This is a genomic window from Cohaesibacter celericrescens, from assembly GCF_002866925.1.
Lineage (GTDB): Bacteria > Pseudomonadota > Alphaproteobacteria > Rhizobiales > Cohaesibacteraceae > Cohaesibacter > Cohaesibacter celericrescens.
In genome coordinates this window covers 184,104-203,357 of record NZ_PKUQ01000022.1, presented here as the reverse complement: position 1 = coordinate 203,357, position 19,254 = coordinate 184,104, and the positions used below count along the sequence as shown (strand labels likewise).

Genomic DNA, 19,254 nt, shown 5'->3' with positions numbered 1-19,254 from the left:
TGCGCTGATGTATAATGTTGCAATCGTTGAGGATGAAGAGCTGGAGCGGAGGGCCCTCAGTTCGATTCTGACCCGAAACCGAAGTGAGATCAATATCATCGGCGAGGCGCGCAACGGTGCACAAGCTGTTGACTTGCTTGATAATCACTCCATTGATCTGATGCTTGTCGATATCAATATCCCCAAACCAAATGGGCTGGAAATCATCCAGATTGTGCGAGACAGACAGCTCCACACCAAAATTATAATCCTGACCGCCTATGATTATTTTGAAATTATGCAGACGGCCATCCACCTAAAAACCGATGAGTATTTGCTCAAACCTGTGCGAACAGAAGCCTTGTTGCAAGCGGTCGATGATTGTCTTAAAGAGCTAGGATCGCACCGTACCAACAGCGAAATTGCGGGCCAGATTTGGTATCTGTTGGAACAGAATTGCTACTGTGATTGCCTTTCGCAAGTGCGGCGTCATATAGAATGGATCTATGCGCAAAAGGGGGTGTCTCCACGTCAGTCCATCCTTGAATTCTCAACGGCCATGCTGGAATTGACCGATGAGAAAAAATTGCAACTTCCTGATGCATTGCTCGATCAGATAAACAATTTGCAGGGTCATAAGCTGGACGGACGTAGCCGCAATGCAATTCAGGATATCTTTTGTCAAATGATAGACATCCTGTTTGAAGTGTCGGAAGATCATTTCGGACGCTCTCCCGAGCGGATGCAGAATGTGCTGAACTTCATAGAGCGTAATCTACACAAGGCAATAACCCTTGAAGAAGCGGCCGATTGCGCCAGCATCAGCCCGAGTTATTTCAGTCGTCTTTTCAAGAAAACGATGAATGAAACATTCATCGCCTATGTCAAACAAAGGCGCATCCTACGCGCCAAGGAACTACTGATAAGCAGCGATTTGCCGATCACCAATATCGCGCTCGACTTGTCTTTTCAGGACATGAATTACTTCAGCAAGGTATTCAAAAAAGAAGTCGGCCTGTCTCCGACAGAATACCGGCGGCAAGCGTCTTGAACCAGAATTGATTTAGGTGCGACGGGTGGACCCAAACGGCGCACGCAAGTGGTGATGGCTGGATCGGGCAGGGAAGACCGCAACCAACAGTGGGCCAATTCACAGCGTACTTGGAATGTCGCTACCGGTGTTCGGGATATTGAAGAGACTGAAGAAATTAGTGCCTCTTTGGGACATCTGGTTTAGCCAGTTCGGCTTCTTGCTTTTCAAGCCATTTTTCGGCTGTCCGCCTTCGATCGAATGTTTTATTCTCGCAGTGGACAATCTGGCCAGCCCGCTTTATGACAATCTGCGCAAGAAAGGCCACGGAAAGAATCCGTTTTTGCACTTTCGTTCTGATATAGTTCCCATCGGTACAACATCCCACCAATCGGTACAACATTGCGGAACAACGTGGGCAGAAATAGTCAATAATGGGTTTGAATGAGAACAAATCGTACCACATCAAAAGGCAGTCAAGTCATTGGAAAATATGAAAGAACAATACAAATCAATGACTAAGGTGTTCTCGGTTGCGCCCATGATGGATGGGGTGCATTGAAAAAAAATATTATAAAGTTCAAGTGCATAGGCAATGTTGTTGAGGTTTGTTGTACCTGAATGTTGTATTTTCTTCATGTTTGAAGCTGCCTCACAACAATGTTCCAAAATGAAGTAATAGTATTTTGAGTTGTCAAATTGTTGGTTTTACAATTATGTAGTGAGTGGGTGCGACGCCTGCGCGGGTGAGCCTCATCAAATTTGCAATCTCTAAGTTGTGATCCATTCTTTATGTCAGATGATATTTCCGGTAACAGCATCAACAAAGCAGCAGTGTTCTTTTCGTACTCAGCTTCTGACGAAGACCTGGTAATGCCCTTTGCTCGTGCACTTGCCTCAAATGTGGATGTTATAGCTCCCAAGGTCTTTTTTTCAGGAACACTAGATACAATGAGGATGACTGGAGGGGTTGATTCCGCAATCAAGGAATCCGACGCTGTCGTTCTTTTGGTCACCCCCACTTCCATAAACTCAAGCATGGTGCTCAAAGAGGCAGAGCTTGCAATTCAATACAACAAATTACTCTACCCTGTGGTTGTGACTGAGATGGATGTTAGCACAATCCCTCATCCGATTAATATTATTCAGATGGAATTTGCAAGAAACCAAGGAGAAATTGAGCGGACTGTGTCTCTCCTCCGCATGAGCTTAATCAACGCACTGCAGCTCCAGCCTCAAATTGGTTCTGCAGAAAGTGTAGATTTGACATCTGATACTTCACTCGAAATTTTGAAATCAGTGCCTGATCAATCATCATTTGTCAGATTTGGTGTGTCCGAAAACTCAAAGCTGTCTCTTGTTTCAACCGGTGTTGAGGAAAACGATTACGATACAATCGAAGTCTTTCGGAACGAATTGCTTGCGAGAGAAGGTCCTCTGCAATATTTGTTAGATAAATTCAGGAAGTCCAATATCCCGCAAGCAGAGTTGTATCAACCTTTGATACAACGTTATGAAGCAGAGCTTTCAAAAGAACTCAGGAAAGTAAACTACACAGTTCTCTACGCAATTGGGACTCGGATAATTGCTGCTCGGGCTAAGGCCCAAGTTGAGGAAACCTCTGGCGAGTGGCCCGCACCTGGGCCAATTGAAGCAGAAGCAATTGATTCCGTTTGCTCGATGCATGGCCCTCTCATTATGGCGTCAGAGACTGGCCGTAAACTGGTGGCCGATGCCCACCAGTTTGAGACGACACCAGAAATTTATAATAAAGAGATGGAGCTAATCGCGGAGTTCGGTGCCAAAGTAGCCGCCGCATCCGAAGTGGTGGAAGCAGAAGCTGCAGAAGCGATTGTAGATATAACAGCACCCATTCCAAATGATCCGCAACTCGCTCGCAATAGAGGCATGCGCTTGATGTTTGCTAGTTCGGCCCTCGTGGTGTTTGTTGGTGGTGCTGCTTGGGTTGCAACCGCAAGTCCTTTAATCGGCGGATTAGCTGCGGCTGGGTCCGGAAAGTTCGTATGGGAAGTCATCAAGAAGACGCAGCATTTTAAAATTGTGACTGATGACCTTGCGGGTCAGTTGGATAGGCTGACAGCTGTTGGTGGCAATGGACAACCAAAATTGCTTGAAGGTATATCTCAATTTGTAGAAGATAATAGAGGTCTAATAGATAAAATTGCAGCTCTTAGGCCTGAGTTTGAGTGGGCAGGAAAGATCATTAAAACGTTAGAGGAGAAATCGAAAAGCGAGGTAGAGACGGCAGATGACCTATCAAAGCTTCCTACTCACATTATTTTCCTACCAATGAAGAATCAGGAATTGAAGCAACTTTCAATCCGACTAACTGGAAGTATTGAGGTATTGGTAAATAAGCCATCTACCACTGTGATTGATACGATTTCGATGGCCTCGGTCCAATCAAAAGATATTGATCAAGAGATTTCACATTATTTAGACACCGCCTATAGGAGTATTCCAGAAAACTCTTTCGTGTTATTTCTGGATAATTCGAGGTCTAATGAACAGAAAATTACAAATGCGCAGTTCTTTCGGAGAATTAGAAAAGAAGATGGTACCTCTGAACTGCTTTTGCTCGGAAGAAATTCAATTGTTTCCGATTTGGGGAAGGAGCGTGATATGGAAAGAGTTGTTAATCGCATAAGTGAACTAATCAAAAATCAAATGGCTCGGTTAGCAAGTTAAAGCACTCACCCCCAAAACGCCTGATGTTCCTTCTGCGCGGCTTGGCGGCGGCGCTCGATGTATTCCGCCAAGTCCTGCACGTGGACGCCTTTGCGGCATTTTTGGCTGCCTTCCATGCGGATGACGGGCAGGTCTATTTGGCCGTCATTTAGTTTGCGCAGGAACTTCTGATGCGTCAGGCCGAAGAAGTCTTCGCAGATATTCTCCAGCGGGATCACGGCTTGCCCGTCATATTGCGCCATCAATAGGAATATGGTTTTCATAGCCTCGACCTATCAGTTATCGCACCAGAATTTTTGACCATCGGGCCATTGTCTGGCGAGCTTTTTGTCGAGGAGCATTTGGCCTGCGTCTTGGCCGTCTGATGAGATCTTGACCAAGGTGCGCCCAAAGCGATCCTCGCCAAAGGTCTGCAGTTTGAGTTCGCCTTGGCCTAGATGTGCACTGAGGGCTTCTGATGCGCGCTCGGCCAGTCTGCGCTCGTTGCTGCATTTGCCCTTCATCTCTGGTGTGTCCACGCCCTTGAGGCGGTATTTGGTGCCTTCTAGCCAAAAGGTGTCACCATCCACCACACACGAATAGCGAGACCCGAATGAGCAAATTGGCATTGGACCGGTAAAGAACCAGACGGCAACTGCTGTGATGGCCAAGAAAGAAACTGTTCCGGCGTGGTATTTCATGTTTATGCCTAGGTGAGGGTGGTTGATGCGTAATTACTGATGCCTGTTTCTATCGCTCTTATGCATTGTGTTGCAATGGGCCGCGTCGGCAGTTATTCCGGTGCCGGTGCCATTCCTAGCGCATGCAAATAGAGATCGAGCAGCGCTTCCATTTCTTCGCGCTCGTTGCTGTCTTGCTTGCGCAGGCGCACGACCTGACGGATGACTTTGACGTCATAGCCGTTGCCTTTGGCCTCTGAATAGATATCGCTGATATCATCCGAGATGGCTTTCTTTTCCTCTTCCAAACGCTCGATGCGTTCCACAAGGGCGCGGAGTTGGTCCGCTGCAACACCACCATGACTGGTCATTAGATTGCTCCTGCTATCAAAAAGAGGGTCAGGAGACAGGCGCTTGATCCGGCCAATGCGAAGAGTGCTTCGGGGAGGAAACGAAGCGATGCGGCATAGCGCAAGGCTTCTTCGCGTGCTGGTTTGGATAGCCGGAAAGACATAGCCTGCCTCCTGAAGCTGGTATAAATATACAGGAGGATGATTATCTAAAAATATTAGACTGTCAATATTATTATCTAAAATAATTAGATTTGTTATTGGTTGCCATTTACTCTTTGGGTTGAGGTGGGTTGGGTTGTTCGTCGGTTGATTTGAGCACGGCGACAGCGTCGTCGATCCTTTGGCTGCCGTTCTTTACTGTGGCTTTGGTTTGGGGCAGGGCTTCTTTAAGGGCCATGCGATGGTGCAAAGCCTCTTTTGTCCGTGATTTTGGGCCGCGTTTGATCAAATAGACAATCAGTACAGCAATGATAATCGCGGCAATCTCACTATAAATATACAGCACTTTGCCTGTTCCTGATTTGGAGCCTTGCGACTCTTTAAGCCTAAATTGTTCTGGGTTGGCTGTTCAAGTTACAATTCGTTTATTGGGCAAAGTCTATATGAACCAGGCGATGCTGAATGAGTTTAACCCGACAGTCCTATCGATAGTTGATTTGTTATGCATAGTCAGAAATCACAAGTTGCAAAGTTCTTTGTTTGTTCTCATAATGCAGCATGTGAGGAGTATGCGTATGACGGAAGATGAGAGGTTTCAGAAATTGCTGCTGGGGGCTCAGTCTTCGCCGCTGTCTTTTGATGCGCTGGAGGCGCTGTCTCGCAATATGGACGCCAATGCATTGGACATTTTGGTAGGTAATGCGTCCATGTTGCCGACATATATAAAGTCCAAAGAGATCCCGTATCTTTCACGCAATTTGATTGCGCCCTGAATGGAAATACGGAAATCGCCGCTCTCCCATTGATTATAGGATTTCTGCTGAACGTTTGCTGCTTCGGCAAAATCCTTTTGCGGCATATCGAAATAAGACCGTGCGGCGCGTAGGCGCAGGGCAATATCGGCGTAACGTCCTGTAATTTCTTTTTGTTTCATGGCTGATAGATTAGCACGATCTATATTTTTTAGACTATCTAGCATTTATCATATTGACAAAATCCAATAAAATTAGATTATTGAGGTGATTTGTCGCCTCGTTACGGATGGGTCCCACTCCATTCTTTTCGTTCTGGCGGCTCCTGTCACTGACAACAATCAGGATTATTTGCCATGACGGATATTGGCCGTGTTCACTCTGAAGAGACCTATTTGCGGCTGATTGGCAAGGTGCGCGAACTGACGCGCAAGTGCGGCGGGGTGGAATGTGCCGCTGATGTGACGCGGGTCAGCTTTGGCACGCTGTCGCGGTATCAACGGGTTCAAAGCCCGGAATATGCCCGCATTGATGTGATCATAGATCTGGAAAAAGACTGCGGTGTGCCGGTTGTGAGCGCGGCCATGGCTCGGGCCAGCGGGCACGCGTTGGTCAAGCTGCCCGATGGGGTGGGCCGTGGCGATGTGGTGGGCACCTTGGGGCGACTGCATGCCGAGCTGGCCGATGTGACCGGACGGATCGGGCAATGTCTGGCGAATGATGGTTGTGTCACACGAGACGAGATCATCCAGACACGCTTGCGCAAGGAAATCGATGATTTGTTGCGGGCTGTGGTGGCGATGGATGCCGAAATCAAAGCGATCGAGGAGGGCGGTGATGACTGAACTGCAGCTTTCCTTTGATGCTTTGGGGTTCGGGCCGGACTTTCTGGCCCATGTGCCGGTGGTTCGTGCGCCCAAAAAGCGGGGCGAGCAGGGGCCGCGTACTTGTTCTGCGGACCCTTATGGATTGCTGGCCATGCGGGCAGAGCGCCAGCTTGGCTTACGGCGGTCTTACAGCTTGGCAGACTTCATCAGCGCGGCCAGAGACATTGGCGTGAACCCGTCGGACAAGGACATGCGCTGTTTCGCCTATTGCCTGATTACGGCGCACGCGGTGGCCAGCCGCTATTTTTTGCGGCCTGAAGAGGTGTTTACCAACACGCGCAACACGCTGGAGCCTGCTGGTGTGCGGCACATTTGCCAGCATATCGCGGTGGAGAATGGCAGCTTTTCAACCATGGCCGTGGGGCGGGCGTTCAATCGCTCTCATGCCAGCGTGCGGCACTCGGTCAACAGTGTGGCGGCCAAGCGGTTGGCCAGCCCTGCACTAGAGGCAGAACTGGACAATCTGGAACATGTGATCATCGATCTTTGGGCGCTGGCCGGTAACGGTGAAGGGCTGAAAGATCGTTTGGCCGTGATCGTGTGAGGGGGGCGGTGCAATGACCAAAACCCTTTGGCCAACGGCCCATTATGAATGTGCTTGCATCGTCTGTGGGCTGGCTGTGTTTGGCCGGTTTGTCGAGCCGCGCATTGTGGGCACGCTGGGGCGCAAGGTTCTGATCACGCACACGCAAAGCGGCCTTGGCAATCGGGCCATGGTGTCGCTGTTGTTTGCTGACTATCAAACCAGCGGGGCCTTTATCGACCATGTCGCACAGTGTGCGATTGAGGGGCGAAGCGGTGAGCGTGCGCCATGCTGAAACCAAGACAAAAATCCTATCGGCCATCTGTTGAGCGGCTCGAAACGCGGCGCATTCGCGTGGGTCTTGTCGAGGCGCGTGGGCTGAATGCGCCAGTGGTCAGCATGGCGGGGCCGTGGACGGCCAAAAACTGGCGCGAGCGCAATCTGTTCCTGCATGAAGCAATCGAGCTGCGCGACCGGCTGAACGAGATTTTGCCAACAGAGGAAAGGGCGAGCAATGACTGATCTGGTGAACTTTTCAAACGAAATGACAATGACGAGCGTGGAGATTGCCGAGCTGTGCGGTAAAAAGCATCCCCATGTATTGAGAGACATTCGAAAAATGCTGATCGACATTTTCGGTGGTAAAGATCTTGAAAAGATTGTTCCCGAGCAATATCGGAATAGGCATTCTGAGTATATTCGAGAGAATGCAGATAGTATCATGGGAGCCATCTTCGGAGATGATCCCAATCGGGTTTATCCTACTCGGGGCTTTAAATGGGCACGTGATAAACGAGGGTACGTCACTGAATTTCAACTAAACAAGGATCTGACTGTTACACTGGTTACCGGCTACCGTGCAGATCTTCGCTACAAAGTGATCAAACGCTGGCAGCAATTAGAAGAGCAAAACACCAGTCCTGTGGTGGCGCTGAACGATCCTGCACAGCTGCGGGCATTGCTGCTGGACAATGTCGAAAAGGTGCTTGCCTTGCAAGCCGAGAATGGCGAGCTGAAGCCGCTGGCAGCGTCTTATGAACGTCTAACCCGAGCTGGCGGCACGTTGTGCATCAGCGATGCGGCCAAGGCGCTGAACAAACGACCAAAAGACCTGTTTAGCGAGCTTCAAGCCATGCGCTGGATTTATCGCCGTGCTGGCAACGGCCACTGGATCGGCTATGCCGCGAAGGTCCAGCAAGGCCTGCTGGATCATCGGGTCAATGAAGTCACCACAGCGGACGGCAATTGCAGGATCACCGAACAAGTGCGGATCACGTCAAAGGGCATGGCGCGGTTGGGCGAGCGTTTCACGACGCTGTTTGCGGCGGAGTAGGGGGATGGGGTTACTCGGAAGCTTGCTTAGGCTGTGCATGTTCAATACGGAAGTGATCACCCTTAAAGCTTGCTGTCCATTTTCTTTCGTCGAGATCAATTGTCTCCAATGTCGCTTGATCAACAACGACGCTTTCAAGGTTCGTATCGGTCAATTTGGCACCAGCGAAATTAGATTGGGTGAACCGGCTACCTGCCAAATTTGCACCGCTGAGATTGGCATTCTCAAAATTTGCGGCTTTGAACCTAGAAAGCATAAAGTTGCTGTTAAACAAATCTGCGTTCTTGAAGTTTATGGCAATTCTCTGCTCGGTAAATTTCCTGAAATTGGCGTCTCCGAGCTGTGGCCTCCATTCGTTAGCCTTTTCATGCTTGAGGCCAATTTCTGTTCTGAGAAAAGAGAAGGTTCTAATTGCCGCTTTCAGACTACTCGATACGGATTTTTGATTGCTAAGCGATCTGCTTCTCGACCGAATGAAAGTACACAGGAGGTCTTGTGCAGGAAAATAGTAGTTACCGCTTTGATCGGAGACTACGAGAGCCTTGAGCAACAAAATGCCAGCTTCCCGAAGTTCGCCGCGCTGTCCGCTAGACAACATCTCTGCCGCTTTTGCATATCTTTCAGCCAGCTGACCTTCTCGGGCAATTTGAACCTGATCCTGGATCAGCAGATTTCCGTCTCTCACTTTCAACGCATAGTAGATGGCTCCGCCTGCGGCTGCGGCCGTCACAATCGGAGTGGCGAGAAAGTAGAAGCTTTCGAATCCGTTATTCGTGCTGGCTGTTTCAAGCGCGAAGAAGAAATTTATCAGCACGATACCGAATGTGATGATGCCAACGATCCAGACGGCTGCTTTGTCGCGCGATTCCATGAGCTCACTCTTGCTGATTTCAAACAGGTAGCAGCAAACGATAACACAGCTCCAAAAGCAACTTCTGGTTATTACTGTCCACTGACAGAGCGGGAGGTGGCGTGATGAATATAGTTTTCGGCCAATCATCGGAGTCTGTGATTGGAAATATGAGAATTCAGCTCTTTTCTACGGTTAATCAAGGTTTTATACCGTTGGTCATAAAAACTGGCAAATTTTTCTTCAACTTCATCAAACAGCTCTTCTTGTTTGATGAGTTGATTTCGGTTTTGGTGTTCGTTCAAATAGTTTCTCATCTCTTTCACTATTCTAAGGCGCACTGGCTTAAAGAACTCGCGAAATTCGCTTCTGATCGCGTCTATCTCTGGAATATTGGGCACTGCAACGCATTTGTCGAGAAACGCGCTGGCTGCTTTTCTGTTGTATTGTTTGATATCTTGAACGATTTCATCATCTCTTTGGGACACGGGAAAAGCAACGTTGTCAAATGCGCCTGCTCCTTCTTGCAGTGCTTCAATGCTTTTGGATATCTGATCAATTTCCTTCTGAAATTCAGGCAATTGGGCTTGAAAACGAAGCCATTTCAATGTTGGCCAACCGATTGCAAAAGCGGAAATTGCAGCCACCCAACCACTCAGAGCGCCGAGCCACGAGCGGAAGCAGGTGGCTGGGGTCTCGGCGGCGTTGCCTGCCGCTTCGAGCGTGCAGAGGCCCGTGTCTCCGTCGATCTGATAGCCGATGAAAAGCATCAACAGAACAGTCACGCCAGCGCCGAAGCTGAAGGCAAGGATGTTGGAGCTTTTGAACATAGCTTAATCGCCCTTTCTGCTGACCAAATCCAGCAGGTTCGGCGGACTGATATCCTCTTGTTGAGAACCCGGAAGAGGGCGGAAAATAGAATTCAGCATTATGGCTCTGTCTTTTTCGTCAAGAGCTCCTTCTGTGCCAACGAGTTTTGCGTAGGTATCAATGCAAATTTTGCGTTGTCCCGCATCATTGGCCAAAGTGAGATTTTGCAAGGTAAATCTGGAAATCAACCGGAGGATCCAAGCGATTGCTGCGACTGGAATTGTGATAGCAGCGAGCCGTCCGAATATCGAAGTCATAGAAGTGGTTTGCGCATTATTGCTTGGGACTTCAACAACGCTCATTGCTCGAACAAATTCTGCAATTGCATCCTCGAATCTTACTCCGACAATCAGCAATGTGAGGATGGAAGCAATAAATACAAAGGCTCCAATGCCAAAAGCTACCCAATGGTTTCTCTGCTTTCTTGCCCAAGCTTCATGTGCGGTTCCCATGATTCCGTCGACTTTGACTTCTGCCTTTGCTGCATCGAGCTCGGGGCGCATGGTCGCGAGAAAACTGTCGGATGCCTTACTCTTTGCGCCTTCAATAATGTGTTCAATTTCAGCATGTGTGGCTTCGAAATCGGAAGTCAATTGATTAGCTTTAGAGACTGTTTGCTCGAAGCTTCTTTGGGTCGTTTCCGAGCGCGAAAGCCTAGTATCGGCTTTTTTAAAAACGCTTTCGAGCAAGACTATTTTGTCATCGACTTGAGCCAGAAGGTCTTCAAGGGATTTGACGCGATCCTCGTGCTCCTCATTTCCAGCCATACCTTGATTCTCGTTTGGGTTTGCGCTGTGTTTGATAGCTGCAAGGCCAAGGTCTTCTTCATAATTAGGCTCTTCCTCCATGATCCGCTTCCAGTTCGGTTTCATGAATTCGAGGCCGTGAGTTTCGCCCAGATCTTCGAATATTGCTCCTTTGAACAGTTCATTGTCGGGTTGCAAATGACCTGGCAGTTTAGCTCCAGTCAAAATGGTGTTGGAGAAACTAACTTCTTCGTAGTCAACTGCGCCTCTAAGATCTGCGGTTCTCAGGTTTGCTCCCTCAAAATTGACACCTTTAAGATCGGCATTTCTAAAATTGGCATTTTCCAAGTTTGCATCGTTAAAACGGCTTTGGGTAAGGGTTGCACCTTCGAAATTGGCCCCGATGAGATTTGCGTTCCTGAAATCATACCTTCTAAATACTTGATCAATAAATTCAGCACCTGCAAGCACAGGACGCCAGTTTGCATCTTCTGCTCTCATATTCCCAAGGTATTCAATCCAAGTGTCGCGATCGGATTGTACTTGTTCGAGATCCTGCGCATTTGGGAGGAGTTTGGAGCTAATCATGAAACTCGGCCTAATTTGTTTATATTGAGATTGCATTTATTCTCATCGTTCACGATAGGTAGTAGTGGAGTCAATCCACCCTATTTGACAATCCAAACAAATCAGAGCATCTTTGCTGACGGAGCTCAAAACTCTTGTAAGCGGACACCGCACCCGTCAGCCAGCGGTATTTTTGCGCCCGGTTTCCGAGCGCATTTCCCTATGGCGGGGGTGCGGAGAATACAATACCGGCTTGCCGGAAATAATCCCGCCCGTCTTACACGGGTTTTGAGCCCCCGCTGCCAGTGGGTCTCAAAAGCTTGCTTGCAGTGGTTTTTCAACTGCCATGTAAGAGGCTTTGAGATGACCGACCAACGACACCGACAAGGGCGCTTGTGCGCTCTGTCGCTTTCCCTAGAAAATATCGATGTTGCACTGGACGAACAGCGTGCGCTGATTTTCGCCATGCAATTCATCGCCAATGATGGCGGACCTTCAGGCGAGGAAGGACGGGCGCTAATCAGCCTGCTGTCCATCCTGAGCGACCATCAAGCCAAAGCGGAAGCAATGACCGCCAACGCCCACAAAAAGCTCTCAGAACTGAGACGTGAGGAGTTGAGCGCATGAGCGACATACTCATTCACCGGTCAGCGCCAAGCAGCAACTATACCGTGGTGCGCAACGAGATCTTTGAGGCTGGTCTTGGCATGGAGGCGCTGGGGCTGTTGACCTATCTTATTTCGCGACCGGCAAACTGGATCGTGTCGCAAATGCAGTTGCGCAAGCAGTTTGGCATAGGGCGCGACAAGCTGCTCAAGATCCTGAAAGAGCTGGAAGGGTGCGGCTATATCGTGCGTGAACGGCAGCGCAATGCGGACACCAAGTCATTCGAGAAGACGAAATTCTGCGTTTATGACTGTCCTGTCGCCGCTGAAGAGGCCAGTGCTGTGGGCGAGATTGAGCGGGAAGAGCGTGCGCCAGATGAGCCACGCCCTGAAAAGCCGGAGTCGGGAAAGCCGGATACGGCAAACCCGGAGCCGGAAAAGCCGGAGTCGGCAAATCCGCACCTAACAAGTAATAATAATAAAATAAATAATTATATATACAAACCCCAACCCCACGAGCAGCGGAACGAACCGCAAACTGAGCCGCCGAGCTTTGACGACCTGATGGCCATGAGGCCACCTGATCGAGCAGCTGCGATGAAGGCGCACGGCCTGACGCCAGCCAGCTTTGGCAAGACGGCACGGCAGATGGGGACCAATCCGCGAGCTGTGGGGACCGATCGACGATCGAGGGCCAAGAACGGCACGCCAGCTCCACCCGAACGGCAGAAGGTTTTTGTTGAGCAATACTCGCCTCAGTGGGAGGCTTGGAGGAAGCACAGCGGCAAGTCCTACAGCGCCATGGACCGCAAGAACCCCGAGACTGGTTTGTTCCAATCTGGGTGGTGGTTTGACAGCGAGTGGCCACCAGCAACGCCAGCGCAAGGCCAGAGATCGCAGGGCGGGCAAGACAGGAAAAGGGGCTAGACCATGCCAACAGCACCAAAGACATTCAAGGCACCATGGGCACCAAGGCAAGCTGTGTCAGCCGATCGCAACAAGGATCACGACAAGGACCGGCGCAAGCGTCACCCATGGCGCAACTGGTACAAGCTGGTCGCCTGGAAGCGGATTCGGGCGCGGCGGTTGGCTGCGGATCCACTGTGCGTGATGTGTCTGGCTGATGGTGTAACAAAGGCGGCTGAGATTGTTGACCATGTCGTGCCACACAAAGGCGATCGGGAATTATTCTACAGCTACGCCAACACCCAAAGCCTATGCGCCACGCACCACAACCGAGACAAACAACGCATGGAAGCACGCGGCGAAGTGCAAAGCCGAACGTTTGAGCCCGAAATCGACGTCAGTTTCTAAAGGGAGGGGGGCCTAAATCTCTACCACCCAAACCATCGGGACCGGCGGGGAGGAAGCATTTTTACGAGGTGGGAATTCAAAAGGAAAAACCCATTTACTAAAGCCAATTCAGTAAGATAGAAGGAATAATTCATTTTGTATTTAGGCTTGCGTAGCCAGTGTAACAGCCTGACACGCGGCGGAATGAAATTTTGTATCCGTTGCAGCGTTTGCAGCGAAAGCGGCGGTGATGGCGTTTGAGGCCTGATATAAGGTCTCTTTCCAATGACGAATGATTCCGGCCTAGTAGGTCGACAAGCCAGGCAACAATAATTTCAGCGCCATGACTGCAGGGGCCATTCATGCAGACAATATAAAGCTGATCGCCATTGTCGATCATGTGGCCAAGTGTTGATGCGTCGATCGGTTCGAGAGTTTGTTGCATAGCCAGCGCATAGCATGAGCCATAAGAGCGCTGTCAAGAGTTCGAGTGCACGACTTATCAACCGATCTGAGATTGGCCTCAGTATCTGGGTATGGCTAGAGGTAGAAAACCAGATCCTGAAAAAGTAGTTCCGTTTAAAAACGAGAACGGTGTTCCGCATGAGGATCAGTGTGCGCGGTTGGCAGCTGATCTGAAGCCGGTTGATCTGTCTGAGGCTGAGGGTGCGGTGTGGGATCGGCTTGCGCCTCAGATGGCGCTGCTAGGGCGTCTTAAATCTCATTATGTCGATGTGATCGAGAATTATTGTGTTGCTGTGGTGCGGCTCAAAGCCATTCGGCGCGAGCTGCTGGAAGAGGGCGAAACCTATATTGTCGAAGGCCGCAACGGGGCACAGGAAAAATCAAAGCCACAAGTCGCGCAGTATAACGAGACATTCCGGCAATGGCGTGCGCTGGTTGGCGAGCTTTATTTAAGCCCTGCGGCTGAACGCATGCTGGCCGGTCAGGGCGATTTGTTCCCTGAACAGAATCCATTCTCCAAATTGGGCGGGTCATCATGACCACATTGCCCTTTGATCCTGACCGATATATGCGCACGGCTGTCGCCTTCCAATATGTCGATGATATTTTGACCGGCAAGATTGGATCATGTCGTTGGGTGCGTCTGGCCTGTGAGCGACACAGGGCGGATTTGCAGCGGTCGGCAGATCCTGATTGGCCTTATCGGTTCAATGCTGCACAGGCTGAGAAGGCAATCAAGTTCATTGAATTGATGCCGCACACCAAGGGCAAATGGGCGGCGCAGAATATGCTGCTGGTACTTGAGCAGTGGCAGTTGTTTTTTATCGCGTCGATTTTTGGTTGGGTGAAAAAGGAAAATGGACTTAGGCGCTACCGCGAAGCGCGGCTGAAGGTGTCGCGTAAGAATGGCAAATCTGCACTGGCCGCTGGTATCGGCAATTACATGCTGACCGAAGATGGCGAGTACGGGCCTGAAGTCTATTCAGGTGCGACAACAGAAAAACAGGCGTTTGAGGTGTTCAAGCCAGCGCGGCTGATGGCCAAAAAGACACCGGCCTTTTGTGCGCATTACGGTGTGGAAGTAGCAGCAAAGAAGCTGCTGACCAAAACCGGTGGCGTGTTTGAACCGCTGATCGGTGATCCTGGCGACGGGGCGTCGCCATCCTGTGGCATTGTCGATGAATATCACGAACACAAAACAGACAAGCAATATGACACGCTCAAGACTGGTATGGGAGCGCGTGAACAGCCGCTGATGCTGATTATCACCACGGCGGGCGATAACATTGCAGGACCTTGTTATCTTTCATTTGACGAGCTCAAGAATGTGCTTGAAGGCGTGATCGAAGATGACGAGTTATTCGGGCTTATCTACACCATCGATGATGGCGACGACTGGACCGACACGGCTAATCTGATCAAGGCCAATCCCAATTTTGGTGTGTCGGTGCGGGCCGAGTTTTTGTTGTCCGAATTGAAAAAGGCTATTCGGTCACCGCGCAACCAGGCACGATTCAAAACCAAGCATTTGAATATCTGGATTTCTGCCCGATCGGCTTATTTCAATATGGAAGACTGGCGACGACAGGCCAATCCGGATTTGACCATTCCAGCCGGTGCTGATGTGGCGCGTTTCGCGGCGCTCGATCTGTCCAGCAAAATTGACATTACCGCCAATGTTAGCTTGTGGCGATCGTTGATCGAGGGCAAGCACCATTATTTTGTGATTGGTCCGCGCTTCTATTTGCCGTCCGAGACGGCGGATGATCCCGAAAAAAAGCATTATCACGAATGGAAAGACAGTGGTGCGTTGCAAGTCACTGACGGCAATATCATCGACTTTTCGGTCATCAAGGATGATATCGAAGACGATCACGAAACCTTTCCCTATGAACGCGTTGGCTATGACCCATGGGGCGCGACACAGCTTGTGCAAGAAATCCAAGATGAGCTGCACATAGAGGTGGTCGAGATCCCGCAACGGGTGGCCAATCTTTCCGAGCCTATGAAGTGGGTCGAGGCTTTGTTGAAAGACGGGCGCTTGCACCATGACGGCAATGCGGTTTTGACCTGGATGATGTCAAACGTCATCGCCAAGGCTGACGCCAACGACAATGTTTTCCCTCGCAAACCATCGGTTGAAAAGAAGATTGACGGCGCGGTTGCGCTGATCATGGCGCTTGGCATGGCCATGGCTGATGAACCGGACGAGGGCACCTATTTGGAAGAAGAGGACGTGTTATTTCTATGAGCCTTCACATATCGATAAATAAAAAATCGGCGGGCGGGTCACTCCCGCTTACCTCACAAAAGCTTGCTGAAATGTTGGTCGGTTCGTCCTCTCGGTCGGGGGTGGCTGTAACGGAAAAAACAGCCCTGCAAACAGCGGCGGCGATGTGTGCCGGTCGGGTGCTGTCCGAAGGTGTTGCGCAAGTTCCGCTCAAATTGTATCGCACCGAGATTGTCAACAATCAGAGCTTTAAACATGAGGCGCGGGACCATTGGGCGTGGGATCTTTTGCACTCCAAACCCAACGACTGGATGACCAGTTTCGAGCTGCGCGAAATGATGATGTATCACGCCATTTTTCGCGGCAATGGCTATTGCCTGAAAAACATAAGTCCGGTTGACGGGCGTGTCATGGAGCTGTTGCCGCTTGAAAATGTAAACGTGACGCAAAATGACGATTGGAGCCTGACCTATACTGCCAGCGACAAAAAGGGTGTTGTCGGGGTCTATAGCCATGACCAGATCATTCATTTTCGCGGACCGATGTTTAGCGGCTTTCACGGGTTGCCCATGGTCAAACTGGCGCGGGAAACATTGGGGCTGTCTGAAGCCCTGCAAAATGCACAAGCCAAACTGCAAGCCAAGGGCGGGCAACCGCCAGGCATTCTATCCCTCAAAGAAGGCAAGGTCAGTGATGAAGCCAAAAACCGCCTTCGGGAAGCCTGGTCCGAGCGCTACGGGGCAAGCGGCGAAGGGGGAATCGCTGTTCTTGACGGGGCTTGGGAGTTTGTAGCAACGGCGCTCAACGGCGTTGACAGTCAGCATATCGAAAGTCGGCGCTTTCAAATCGAAGAGGTGTCCCGCTTCTTTCGTGTCTTCCCTCAAATGATGATGCAGGCCGATAAATCTAGCACTTACGCCAGCGCGGAACAGTTTTTTATTGCTCATGTTGTCCACACTTTGGGGCCTTGGTTCGTGCGTTTCGAGCAGACTTTTCAACGGGATCTTTTATCGGGGGAAAATGTTGACTGTGAGTTTGTTGTCGACGGGCTGTTGCGCGGGGCGGCAAAGGATCGGGCAGAATATTTTTCAAAGGCGCTTGGATCTGGTGGCTCGGGTGGCTGGATGACAAAGAATGAAGTTCGCCGAAAAGACAATTTGAACCCGCTGCCTGGTGGCGATGAATTGCCTAATCCGGTTGAGATGGCAGCACCAGCCCAAACAGACAAGAGCATCGAGGATTGAGCCAATGGCAATCAAGACATTTAACAGTCCGCTGGAAATCAAGGACATTAATGAAGCGGGTGAGTTTTCCGGTTATGGCTCGATTTTTGGCAATAAGGATCGCGGTGGAGATGTGGTTGAGAAAGGCGCATTTGCCAATAGCCTGCAAGTCAGAGGCGCGAGCGGTGTTCGTTGCCTTTGGCAACATGACCCTGAAAAGCCGGTTGGTGTTTTTACCAAAATCGAAGAGGACACCAAGGGACTTTATGTCGAAGGGCGGCTGCTGATTGATCACGTTGTCAAGGCGCGTGAAATCTATGCGCTGTTGCAGGCCAAGGCCATTGGCGGTCTGTCGATCGGCTTTCGCACGGTGCGTGCCAGGCGCGATGAAAAAAGTCTGGTTCGCCGATTGTTCGAACTGGACCTTTGGGAAATCTCTTTTGTGACTTTCCCGATGAATGAAGCGGCAATGGTCAATTCTGTCAAATCAATTCGAGACTTGGAAAAGCGCCTTCGGGATGAGGGTGGCTTTTCGCGCAGTGAAGCCGAAGCAATTTCGCGCAGCGGCTTTGATGGCCTGAAGACGGTGAGGGATTCCCGCGATCAGGCCGGTTTGTCATCTGCTTTGCAGCGGATGGCTGAGCAATTTGGACATTAGGAAAACAGCAAATGGAACATGTGAAAGTAAAATCTCTGGCCGGTACGGCATTGGAAACCAAAGATGCGGGTGATCTGGATGCGGAAGTTAAAAAACTGATCGAAGGCATTGGCACCAGCTTTGAAGAATATAAAAAGACCAATGACCAGCGCATGCAGGAAATTGAAAAGCGCGGCTCTGCTGACGTTGTCACCGAACAAAAACTGGCCAAGATCGATGCGGATTTGGGCGATATGTCCAAATTGAAAGAAGTGATCGAAGCGCAAAAATCGGCAATCGAAGATCTGGCCAAAAAGGCAAACCGTCCGCGTGGTGGCAATGGTCTGGACAATCTGAATGCTGATCAGATCGAGCACCAAAAAGCCTTTGAGGACTATATCAAGAAAGGCGCTGAAGGAAATCTGGGTGCCCTTCAAACCAAGGCCTTAAGTGCCAGTGTCGATGCCGAGGGTGGTTATGCGGTGCCCGAGCATCTGGATCAGGACATTATCAAGCGTTTGAAAGATGTCTCTCCAGTTCGTTCGGTCTGTCGCAATATCATGGTGTCTGTTGGCAACTATAAAAAACCAGCCGGTTCTGGCGCTGCGGCTTCTGGCTGGGTTGGTGAAAAGGATGTTCGGCCTAAAACAGATTCCCCTGGCTTGAATATCTTCGAGCCATCCTTTGGTGAAATGTATGCCATGCCAGCGGCAACGCGGATCATTCTTGATGATGCCTTTTTCAATGTCGAGGCATGGTTGGCTGAAGAGGTCGAAAGTACATTTGCCGAGAAAGAAGGCGTTGCTTTTGTTTCCGGTGATGGGGTCAACAAACCAAAGGGATTTTTGACCCATACAACGGACGCCAACAAAGACGGCAGCCGGACCTATGGCAATATCCAGCATGTGCTTTCCGGCGCGGCTGGTGGTTTTGCGGCCAATGATGCGACTGACGCGCTTATCAATCTGTTTTATGCGCTCAAGGCTGGTTATCGCCAGAATGCAAAATGGATGATGAACAGCCAGACTGTGTCTGAAGTACGCAAGCTCAAAGACAGCAATGGCAATTATATCTGGCAGCCTGGTTTGTCTATTGGGGAAGCGACGTCTCTGCTTGAACGTCCAGTCGTATCAGCTGAAGAAATGCCCCAAATTGCTGCGGATTCCCTGTCCATCGCCTTGGCCGATTGGGAACGTGCCTACACGGTGATTGATCGCATGGGTACGCAGGTGCTGCGCGATCCATTCAGTGAGAAAGGCTTCATTCTTTTCTACACCACAAAACGTGTTGGCGGTGGCATGGAGAATGACGACGCCATCAAGCTCATGAAGTTTGCGGCCTAACTGGCCGAACCTGTCAGGGCCTGTATTGGGCTTTGGGTCCG

The 19,254-nt window shown here is 50.2% G+C and carries 25 protein-coding genes; 16 read left to right on the top strand and 9 right to left on the bottom strand.

The genetic code is table 11. From position 1 onward, the window contains the following. Window positions 1-7: 7 nt before the first annotated feature. The 3 genes from C0081_RS12275 to C0081_RS12265 all read left to right on the top strand — a co-directional run bounded on the left by C0081_RS12275 (window position 8) and on the right by C0081_RS12265 (window position 3,718). Entirely contained in the window at window positions 8-1,030 is a 1,023-nt protein-coding gene (locus C0081_RS12275; protein ID WP_101534119.1) for a response regulator transcription factor, read from the top strand. Between the two features lie 6 nt (window positions 1,031-1,036). Continuing rightward, on the top strand, window positions 1,037-1,216 hold the full coding sequence (locus C0081_RS23860) for a DUF2460 domain-containing protein (protein WP_101534118.1): 180 nt from the start codon (window positions 1,037-1,039) through the stop codon (window positions 1,214-1,216). Between the two features lie 585 nt (window positions 1,217-1,801). Further along, complete coding sequence (locus tag C0081_RS12265) at window positions 1,802-3,718, top strand: toll/interleukin-1 receptor domain-containing protein (RefSeq protein ID WP_101534117.1); 1,917 nt, start codon at window positions 1,802-1,804, stop codon at window positions 3,716-3,718. A gap of 5 nt (window positions 3,719-3,723) precedes the next feature. Here the strand turns inward: C0081_RS12265 and C0081_RS12260 are convergent, their stop codons facing one another. The 6 genes from C0081_RS12260 to C0081_RS12240 form a co-directional block, all read right to left on the bottom strand. Beyond that, window positions 3,724-3,981 carry a pyocin activator PrtN family protein gene (locus C0081_RS12260; RefSeq protein ID WP_101534116.1) on the bottom strand — a complete coding sequence of 86 codons (258 nt, stop codon included), beginning with the start codon at window positions 3,979-3,981 and terminating at the stop codon, window positions 3,724-3,726. A 12-nt stretch (window positions 3,982-3,993) separates the two neighbouring features. Further along, entirely contained in the window at window positions 3,994-4,398 is a 405-nt protein-coding gene (locus C0081_RS12255) for a thermonuclease family protein (RefSeq protein ID WP_101534115.1), read from the bottom strand. A 92-nt stretch (window positions 4,399-4,490) separates the two neighbouring features. Further along, complete coding sequence (locus C0081_RS12250; RefSeq protein WP_101534114.1) at window positions 4,491-4,748, bottom strand: DUF2312 domain-containing protein; 258 nt, start codon at window positions 4,746-4,748, stop codon at window positions 4,491-4,493. Then, window positions 4,748-4,891, bottom strand: a complete 144-nt coding sequence (locus C0081_RS23235) for a hypothetical protein (protein ID WP_180966878.1) — start codon at window positions 4,889-4,891, stop codon at window positions 4,748-4,750. The genes C0081_RS12250 and C0081_RS23235 overlap by 1 nt, the downstream gene beginning before the upstream one ends. A 107-nt stretch (window positions 4,892-4,998) precedes the next feature. Beyond that, on the bottom strand, window positions 4,999-5,235 hold the full coding sequence (locus C0081_RS12245) for a hypothetical protein (RefSeq protein ID WP_101534113.1): 237 nt from the start codon (window positions 5,233-5,235) through the stop codon (window positions 4,999-5,001). Between the two features lie 270 nt (window positions 5,236-5,505). Continuing rightward, a complete protein-coding gene (locus tag C0081_RS12240) occupies window positions 5,506-5,823 on the bottom strand; it encodes a helix-turn-helix domain-containing protein (protein WP_180966877.1) in 318 nt (105 codons plus the stop codon). A gap of 174 nt (window positions 5,824-5,997) precedes the next feature. On the opposite strand from C0081_RS12240, the gene C0081_RS23230 reads away from it, so the two are divergent. Genes C0081_RS23230 through C0081_RS12220 form a run of 5 tightly spaced genes read left to right on the top strand, consistent with a single transcriptional unit; the run spans window position 5,998 to window position 8,384 of the window. Continuing rightward, a complete protein-coding gene (locus tag C0081_RS23230) occupies window positions 5,998-6,486 on the top strand; it encodes a hypothetical protein (RefSeq protein WP_180966876.1) in 489 nt (162 codons plus the stop codon). Continuing rightward, the gene (locus tag C0081_RS12235) at window positions 6,479-7,072 is read left to right on the top strand and encodes a hypothetical protein (RefSeq protein ID WP_180966875.1); all 594 of its coding nucleotides are present in this window, start codon (window positions 6,479-6,481) and stop codon (window positions 7,070-7,072) included. Before C0081_RS23230 ends, C0081_RS12235 begins: the two co-directional genes overlap by 8 nt. Before the next feature lie 13 nt (window positions 7,073-7,085). Then, entirely contained in the window at window positions 7,086-7,346 is a 261-nt protein-coding gene (locus tag C0081_RS12230) for a hypothetical protein (RefSeq protein WP_101534110.1), read from the top strand. Next, the gene (locus tag C0081_RS12225; protein ID WP_101534109.1) at window positions 7,340-7,573 is read left to right on the top strand and encodes a hypothetical protein; all 234 of its coding nucleotides are present in this window, start codon (window positions 7,340-7,342) and stop codon (window positions 7,571-7,573) included. The genes C0081_RS12230 and C0081_RS12225 overlap by 7 nt, the downstream gene beginning before the upstream one ends. Beyond that, the gene (locus C0081_RS12220; protein ID WP_101534108.1) at window positions 7,566-8,384 is read left to right on the top strand and encodes a phage antirepressor KilAC domain-containing protein; all 819 of its coding nucleotides are present in this window, start codon (window positions 7,566-7,568) and stop codon (window positions 8,382-8,384) included. Before C0081_RS12225 ends, C0081_RS12220 begins: the two co-directional genes overlap by 8 nt. Before the next feature lie 10 nt (window positions 8,385-8,394). On the opposite strand, the gene C0081_RS12215 is transcribed toward C0081_RS12220, so the two are convergent. The 3 genes from C0081_RS12215 to C0081_RS12205 form a co-directional block, all read right to left on the bottom strand. After that, window positions 8,395-9,384 carry a pentapeptide repeat-containing protein gene (locus C0081_RS12215; protein WP_101534107.1) on the bottom strand — a complete coding sequence of 330 codons (990 nt, stop codon included), beginning with the start codon at window positions 9,382-9,384 and terminating at the stop codon, window positions 8,395-8,397. Beyond that, window positions 9,381-9,881, bottom strand: a complete 501-nt coding sequence (locus tag C0081_RS12210; RefSeq protein WP_146006455.1) for a hypothetical protein — start codon at window positions 9,879-9,881, stop codon at window positions 9,381-9,383. Before C0081_RS12210 ends, C0081_RS12215 begins: the two co-directional genes overlap by 4 nt. 186 nt (window positions 9,882-10,067) lie before the next feature. Further along, entirely contained in the window at window positions 10,068-11,438 is a 1,371-nt protein-coding gene (locus C0081_RS12205) for a pentapeptide repeat-containing protein (protein ID WP_180966874.1), read from the bottom strand. A gap of 342 nt (window positions 11,439-11,780) precedes the next feature. On the opposite strand from C0081_RS12205, the gene C0081_RS12200 reads away from it, so the two are divergent. The 8 genes from C0081_RS12200 to C0081_RS12160 all read left to right on the top strand — a co-directional run bounded on the left by C0081_RS12200 (window position 11,781) and on the right by C0081_RS12160 (window position 19,213). Next, window positions 11,781-12,044, top strand: a complete 264-nt coding sequence (locus tag C0081_RS12200) for a hypothetical protein (RefSeq protein ID WP_101534104.1) — start codon at window positions 11,781-11,783, stop codon at window positions 12,042-12,044. Beyond that, entirely contained in the window at window positions 12,041-12,949 is a 909-nt protein-coding gene (locus C0081_RS12195; RefSeq protein ID WP_101534103.1) for a helix-turn-helix domain-containing protein, read from the top strand. Before C0081_RS12200 ends, C0081_RS12195 begins: the two co-directional genes overlap by 4 nt. A gap of 3 nt (window positions 12,950-12,952) precedes the next feature. Further along, on the top strand, window positions 12,953-13,336 hold the full coding sequence (locus C0081_RS12190; RefSeq protein WP_146006454.1) for an HNH endonuclease signature motif containing protein: 384 nt from the start codon (window positions 12,953-12,955) through the stop codon (window positions 13,334-13,336). 515 nt (window positions 13,337-13,851) lie between these two features. After that, complete coding sequence (locus C0081_RS12180) at window positions 13,852-14,319, top strand: P27 family phage terminase small subunit (protein WP_101534101.1); 468 nt, start codon at window positions 13,852-13,854, stop codon at window positions 14,317-14,319. Further along, window positions 14,316-16,031 (top strand): terminase large subunit, encoded by a 1,716-nt coding sequence (locus C0081_RS12175; RefSeq protein WP_245417936.1) that lies wholly within the window; start codon window positions 14,316-14,318, stop codon window positions 16,029-16,031. The genes C0081_RS12180 and C0081_RS12175 overlap by 4 nt, the downstream gene beginning before the upstream one ends. Beyond that, window positions 16,028-17,254, top strand: a complete 1,227-nt coding sequence (locus C0081_RS12170) for a phage portal protein (RefSeq protein WP_101534100.1) — start codon at window positions 16,028-16,030, stop codon at window positions 17,252-17,254. The genes C0081_RS12175 and C0081_RS12170 overlap by 4 nt, the downstream gene beginning before the upstream one ends. Before the next feature lie 4 nt (window positions 17,255-17,258). After that, window positions 17,259-17,891 carry an HK97 family phage prohead protease gene (locus C0081_RS12165; protein ID WP_101534099.1) on the top strand — a complete coding sequence of 211 codons (633 nt, stop codon included), beginning with the start codon at window positions 17,259-17,261 and terminating at the stop codon, window positions 17,889-17,891. An 11-nt stretch (window positions 17,892-17,902) separates the two neighbouring features. Further along, window positions 17,903-19,213 (top strand): phage major capsid protein, encoded by a 1,311-nt coding sequence (locus tag C0081_RS12160; protein ID WP_101534098.1) that lies wholly within the window; start codon window positions 17,903-17,905, stop codon window positions 19,211-19,213. Window positions 19,214-19,254 lie beyond the last annotated feature (41 nt).

Excerpts from the sequence above, each read along its gene's own strand:
- C0081_RS12275 (WP_101534119.1), top strand. The coding sequence starts at position 8 with ATGTATAATGTTGCAATCGTTGAGGATGAAGAGCTGGAGCGGAGGGCC.
- C0081_RS12265 (WP_101534117.1), top strand. The coding sequence starts at position 1,802 with ATGTCAGATGATATTTCCGGTAACAGCATCAACAAAGCAGCAGTGTTC.
- C0081_RS12260 (WP_101534116.1), bottom strand. The coding sequence starts at position 3,981 with ATGAAAACCATATTCCTATTGATGGCGCAATATGACGGGCAAGCCGTG.
- C0081_RS12255 (WP_101534115.1), bottom strand. The coding sequence starts at position 4,398 with ATGAAATACCACGCCGGAACAGTTTCTTTCTTGGCCATCACAGCAGTT.
- C0081_RS12250 (WP_101534114.1), bottom strand. The coding sequence starts at position 4,748 with ATGACCAGTCATGGTGGTGTTGCAGCGGACCAACTCCGCGCCCTTGTG.
- C0081_RS23235 (WP_180966878.1), bottom strand. The coding sequence starts at position 4,891 with ATGTCTTTCCGGCTATCCAAACCAGCACGCGAAGAAGCCTTGCGCTAT.
- C0081_RS12240 (WP_180966877.1), bottom strand. The coding sequence starts at position 5,823 with ATGAAACAAAAAGAAATTACAGGACGTTACGCCGATATTGCCCTGCGC.
- C0081_RS23230 (WP_180966876.1), top strand. The coding sequence starts at position 5,998 with ATGACGGATATTGGCCGTGTTCACTCTGAAGAGACCTATTTGCGGCTG.
- C0081_RS12235 (WP_180966875.1), top strand. The coding sequence starts at position 6,479 with ATGACTGAACTGCAGCTTTCCTTTGATGCTTTGGGGTTCGGGCCGGAC.
- C0081_RS12230 (WP_101534110.1), top strand. The coding sequence starts at position 7,086 with ATGACCAAAACCCTTTGGCCAACGGCCCATTATGAATGTGCTTGCATC.
- C0081_RS12225 (WP_101534109.1), top strand. The coding sequence starts at position 7,340 with ATGCTGAAACCAAGACAAAAATCCTATCGGCCATCTGTTGAGCGGCTC.
- C0081_RS12220 (WP_101534108.1), top strand. The coding sequence starts at position 7,566 with ATGACTGATCTGGTGAACTTTTCAAACGAAATGACAATGACGAGCGTG.
- C0081_RS12215 (WP_101534107.1), bottom strand. The coding sequence starts at position 9,384 with ATGATTGGCCGAAAACTATATTCATCACGCCACCTCCCGCTCTGTCAG.
- C0081_RS12205 (WP_180966874.1), bottom strand. The coding sequence starts at position 11,438 with ATGATTAGCTCCAAACTCCTCCCAAATGCGCAGGATCTCGAACAAGTA.
- C0081_RS12200 (WP_101534104.1), top strand. The coding sequence starts at position 11,781 with ATGACCGACCAACGACACCGACAAGGGCGCTTGTGCGCTCTGTCGCTT.
- C0081_RS12195 (WP_101534103.1), top strand. The coding sequence starts at position 12,041 with ATGAGCGACATACTCATTCACCGGTCAGCGCCAAGCAGCAACTATACC.
- C0081_RS12190 (WP_146006454.1), top strand. The coding sequence starts at position 12,953 with ATGCCAACAGCACCAAAGACATTCAAGGCACCATGGGCACCAAGGCAA.
- C0081_RS12180 (WP_101534101.1), top strand. The coding sequence starts at position 13,852 with ATGGCTAGAGGTAGAAAACCAGATCCTGAAAAAGTAGTTCCGTTTAAA.
- C0081_RS12175 (WP_245417936.1), top strand. The coding sequence starts at position 14,316 with ATGACCACATTGCCCTTTGATCCTGACCGATATATGCGCACGGCTGTC.
- C0081_RS12170 (WP_101534100.1), top strand. The coding sequence starts at position 16,028 with ATGAGCCTTCACATATCGATAAATAAAAAATCGGCGGGCGGGTCACTC.
- C0081_RS12165 (WP_101534099.1), top strand. The coding sequence starts at position 17,259 with ATGGCAATCAAGACATTTAACAGTCCGCTGGAAATCAAGGACATTAAT.
- C0081_RS12160 (WP_101534098.1), top strand. The coding sequence starts at position 17,903 with ATGGAACATGTGAAAGTAAAATCTCTGGCCGGTACGGCATTGGAAACC.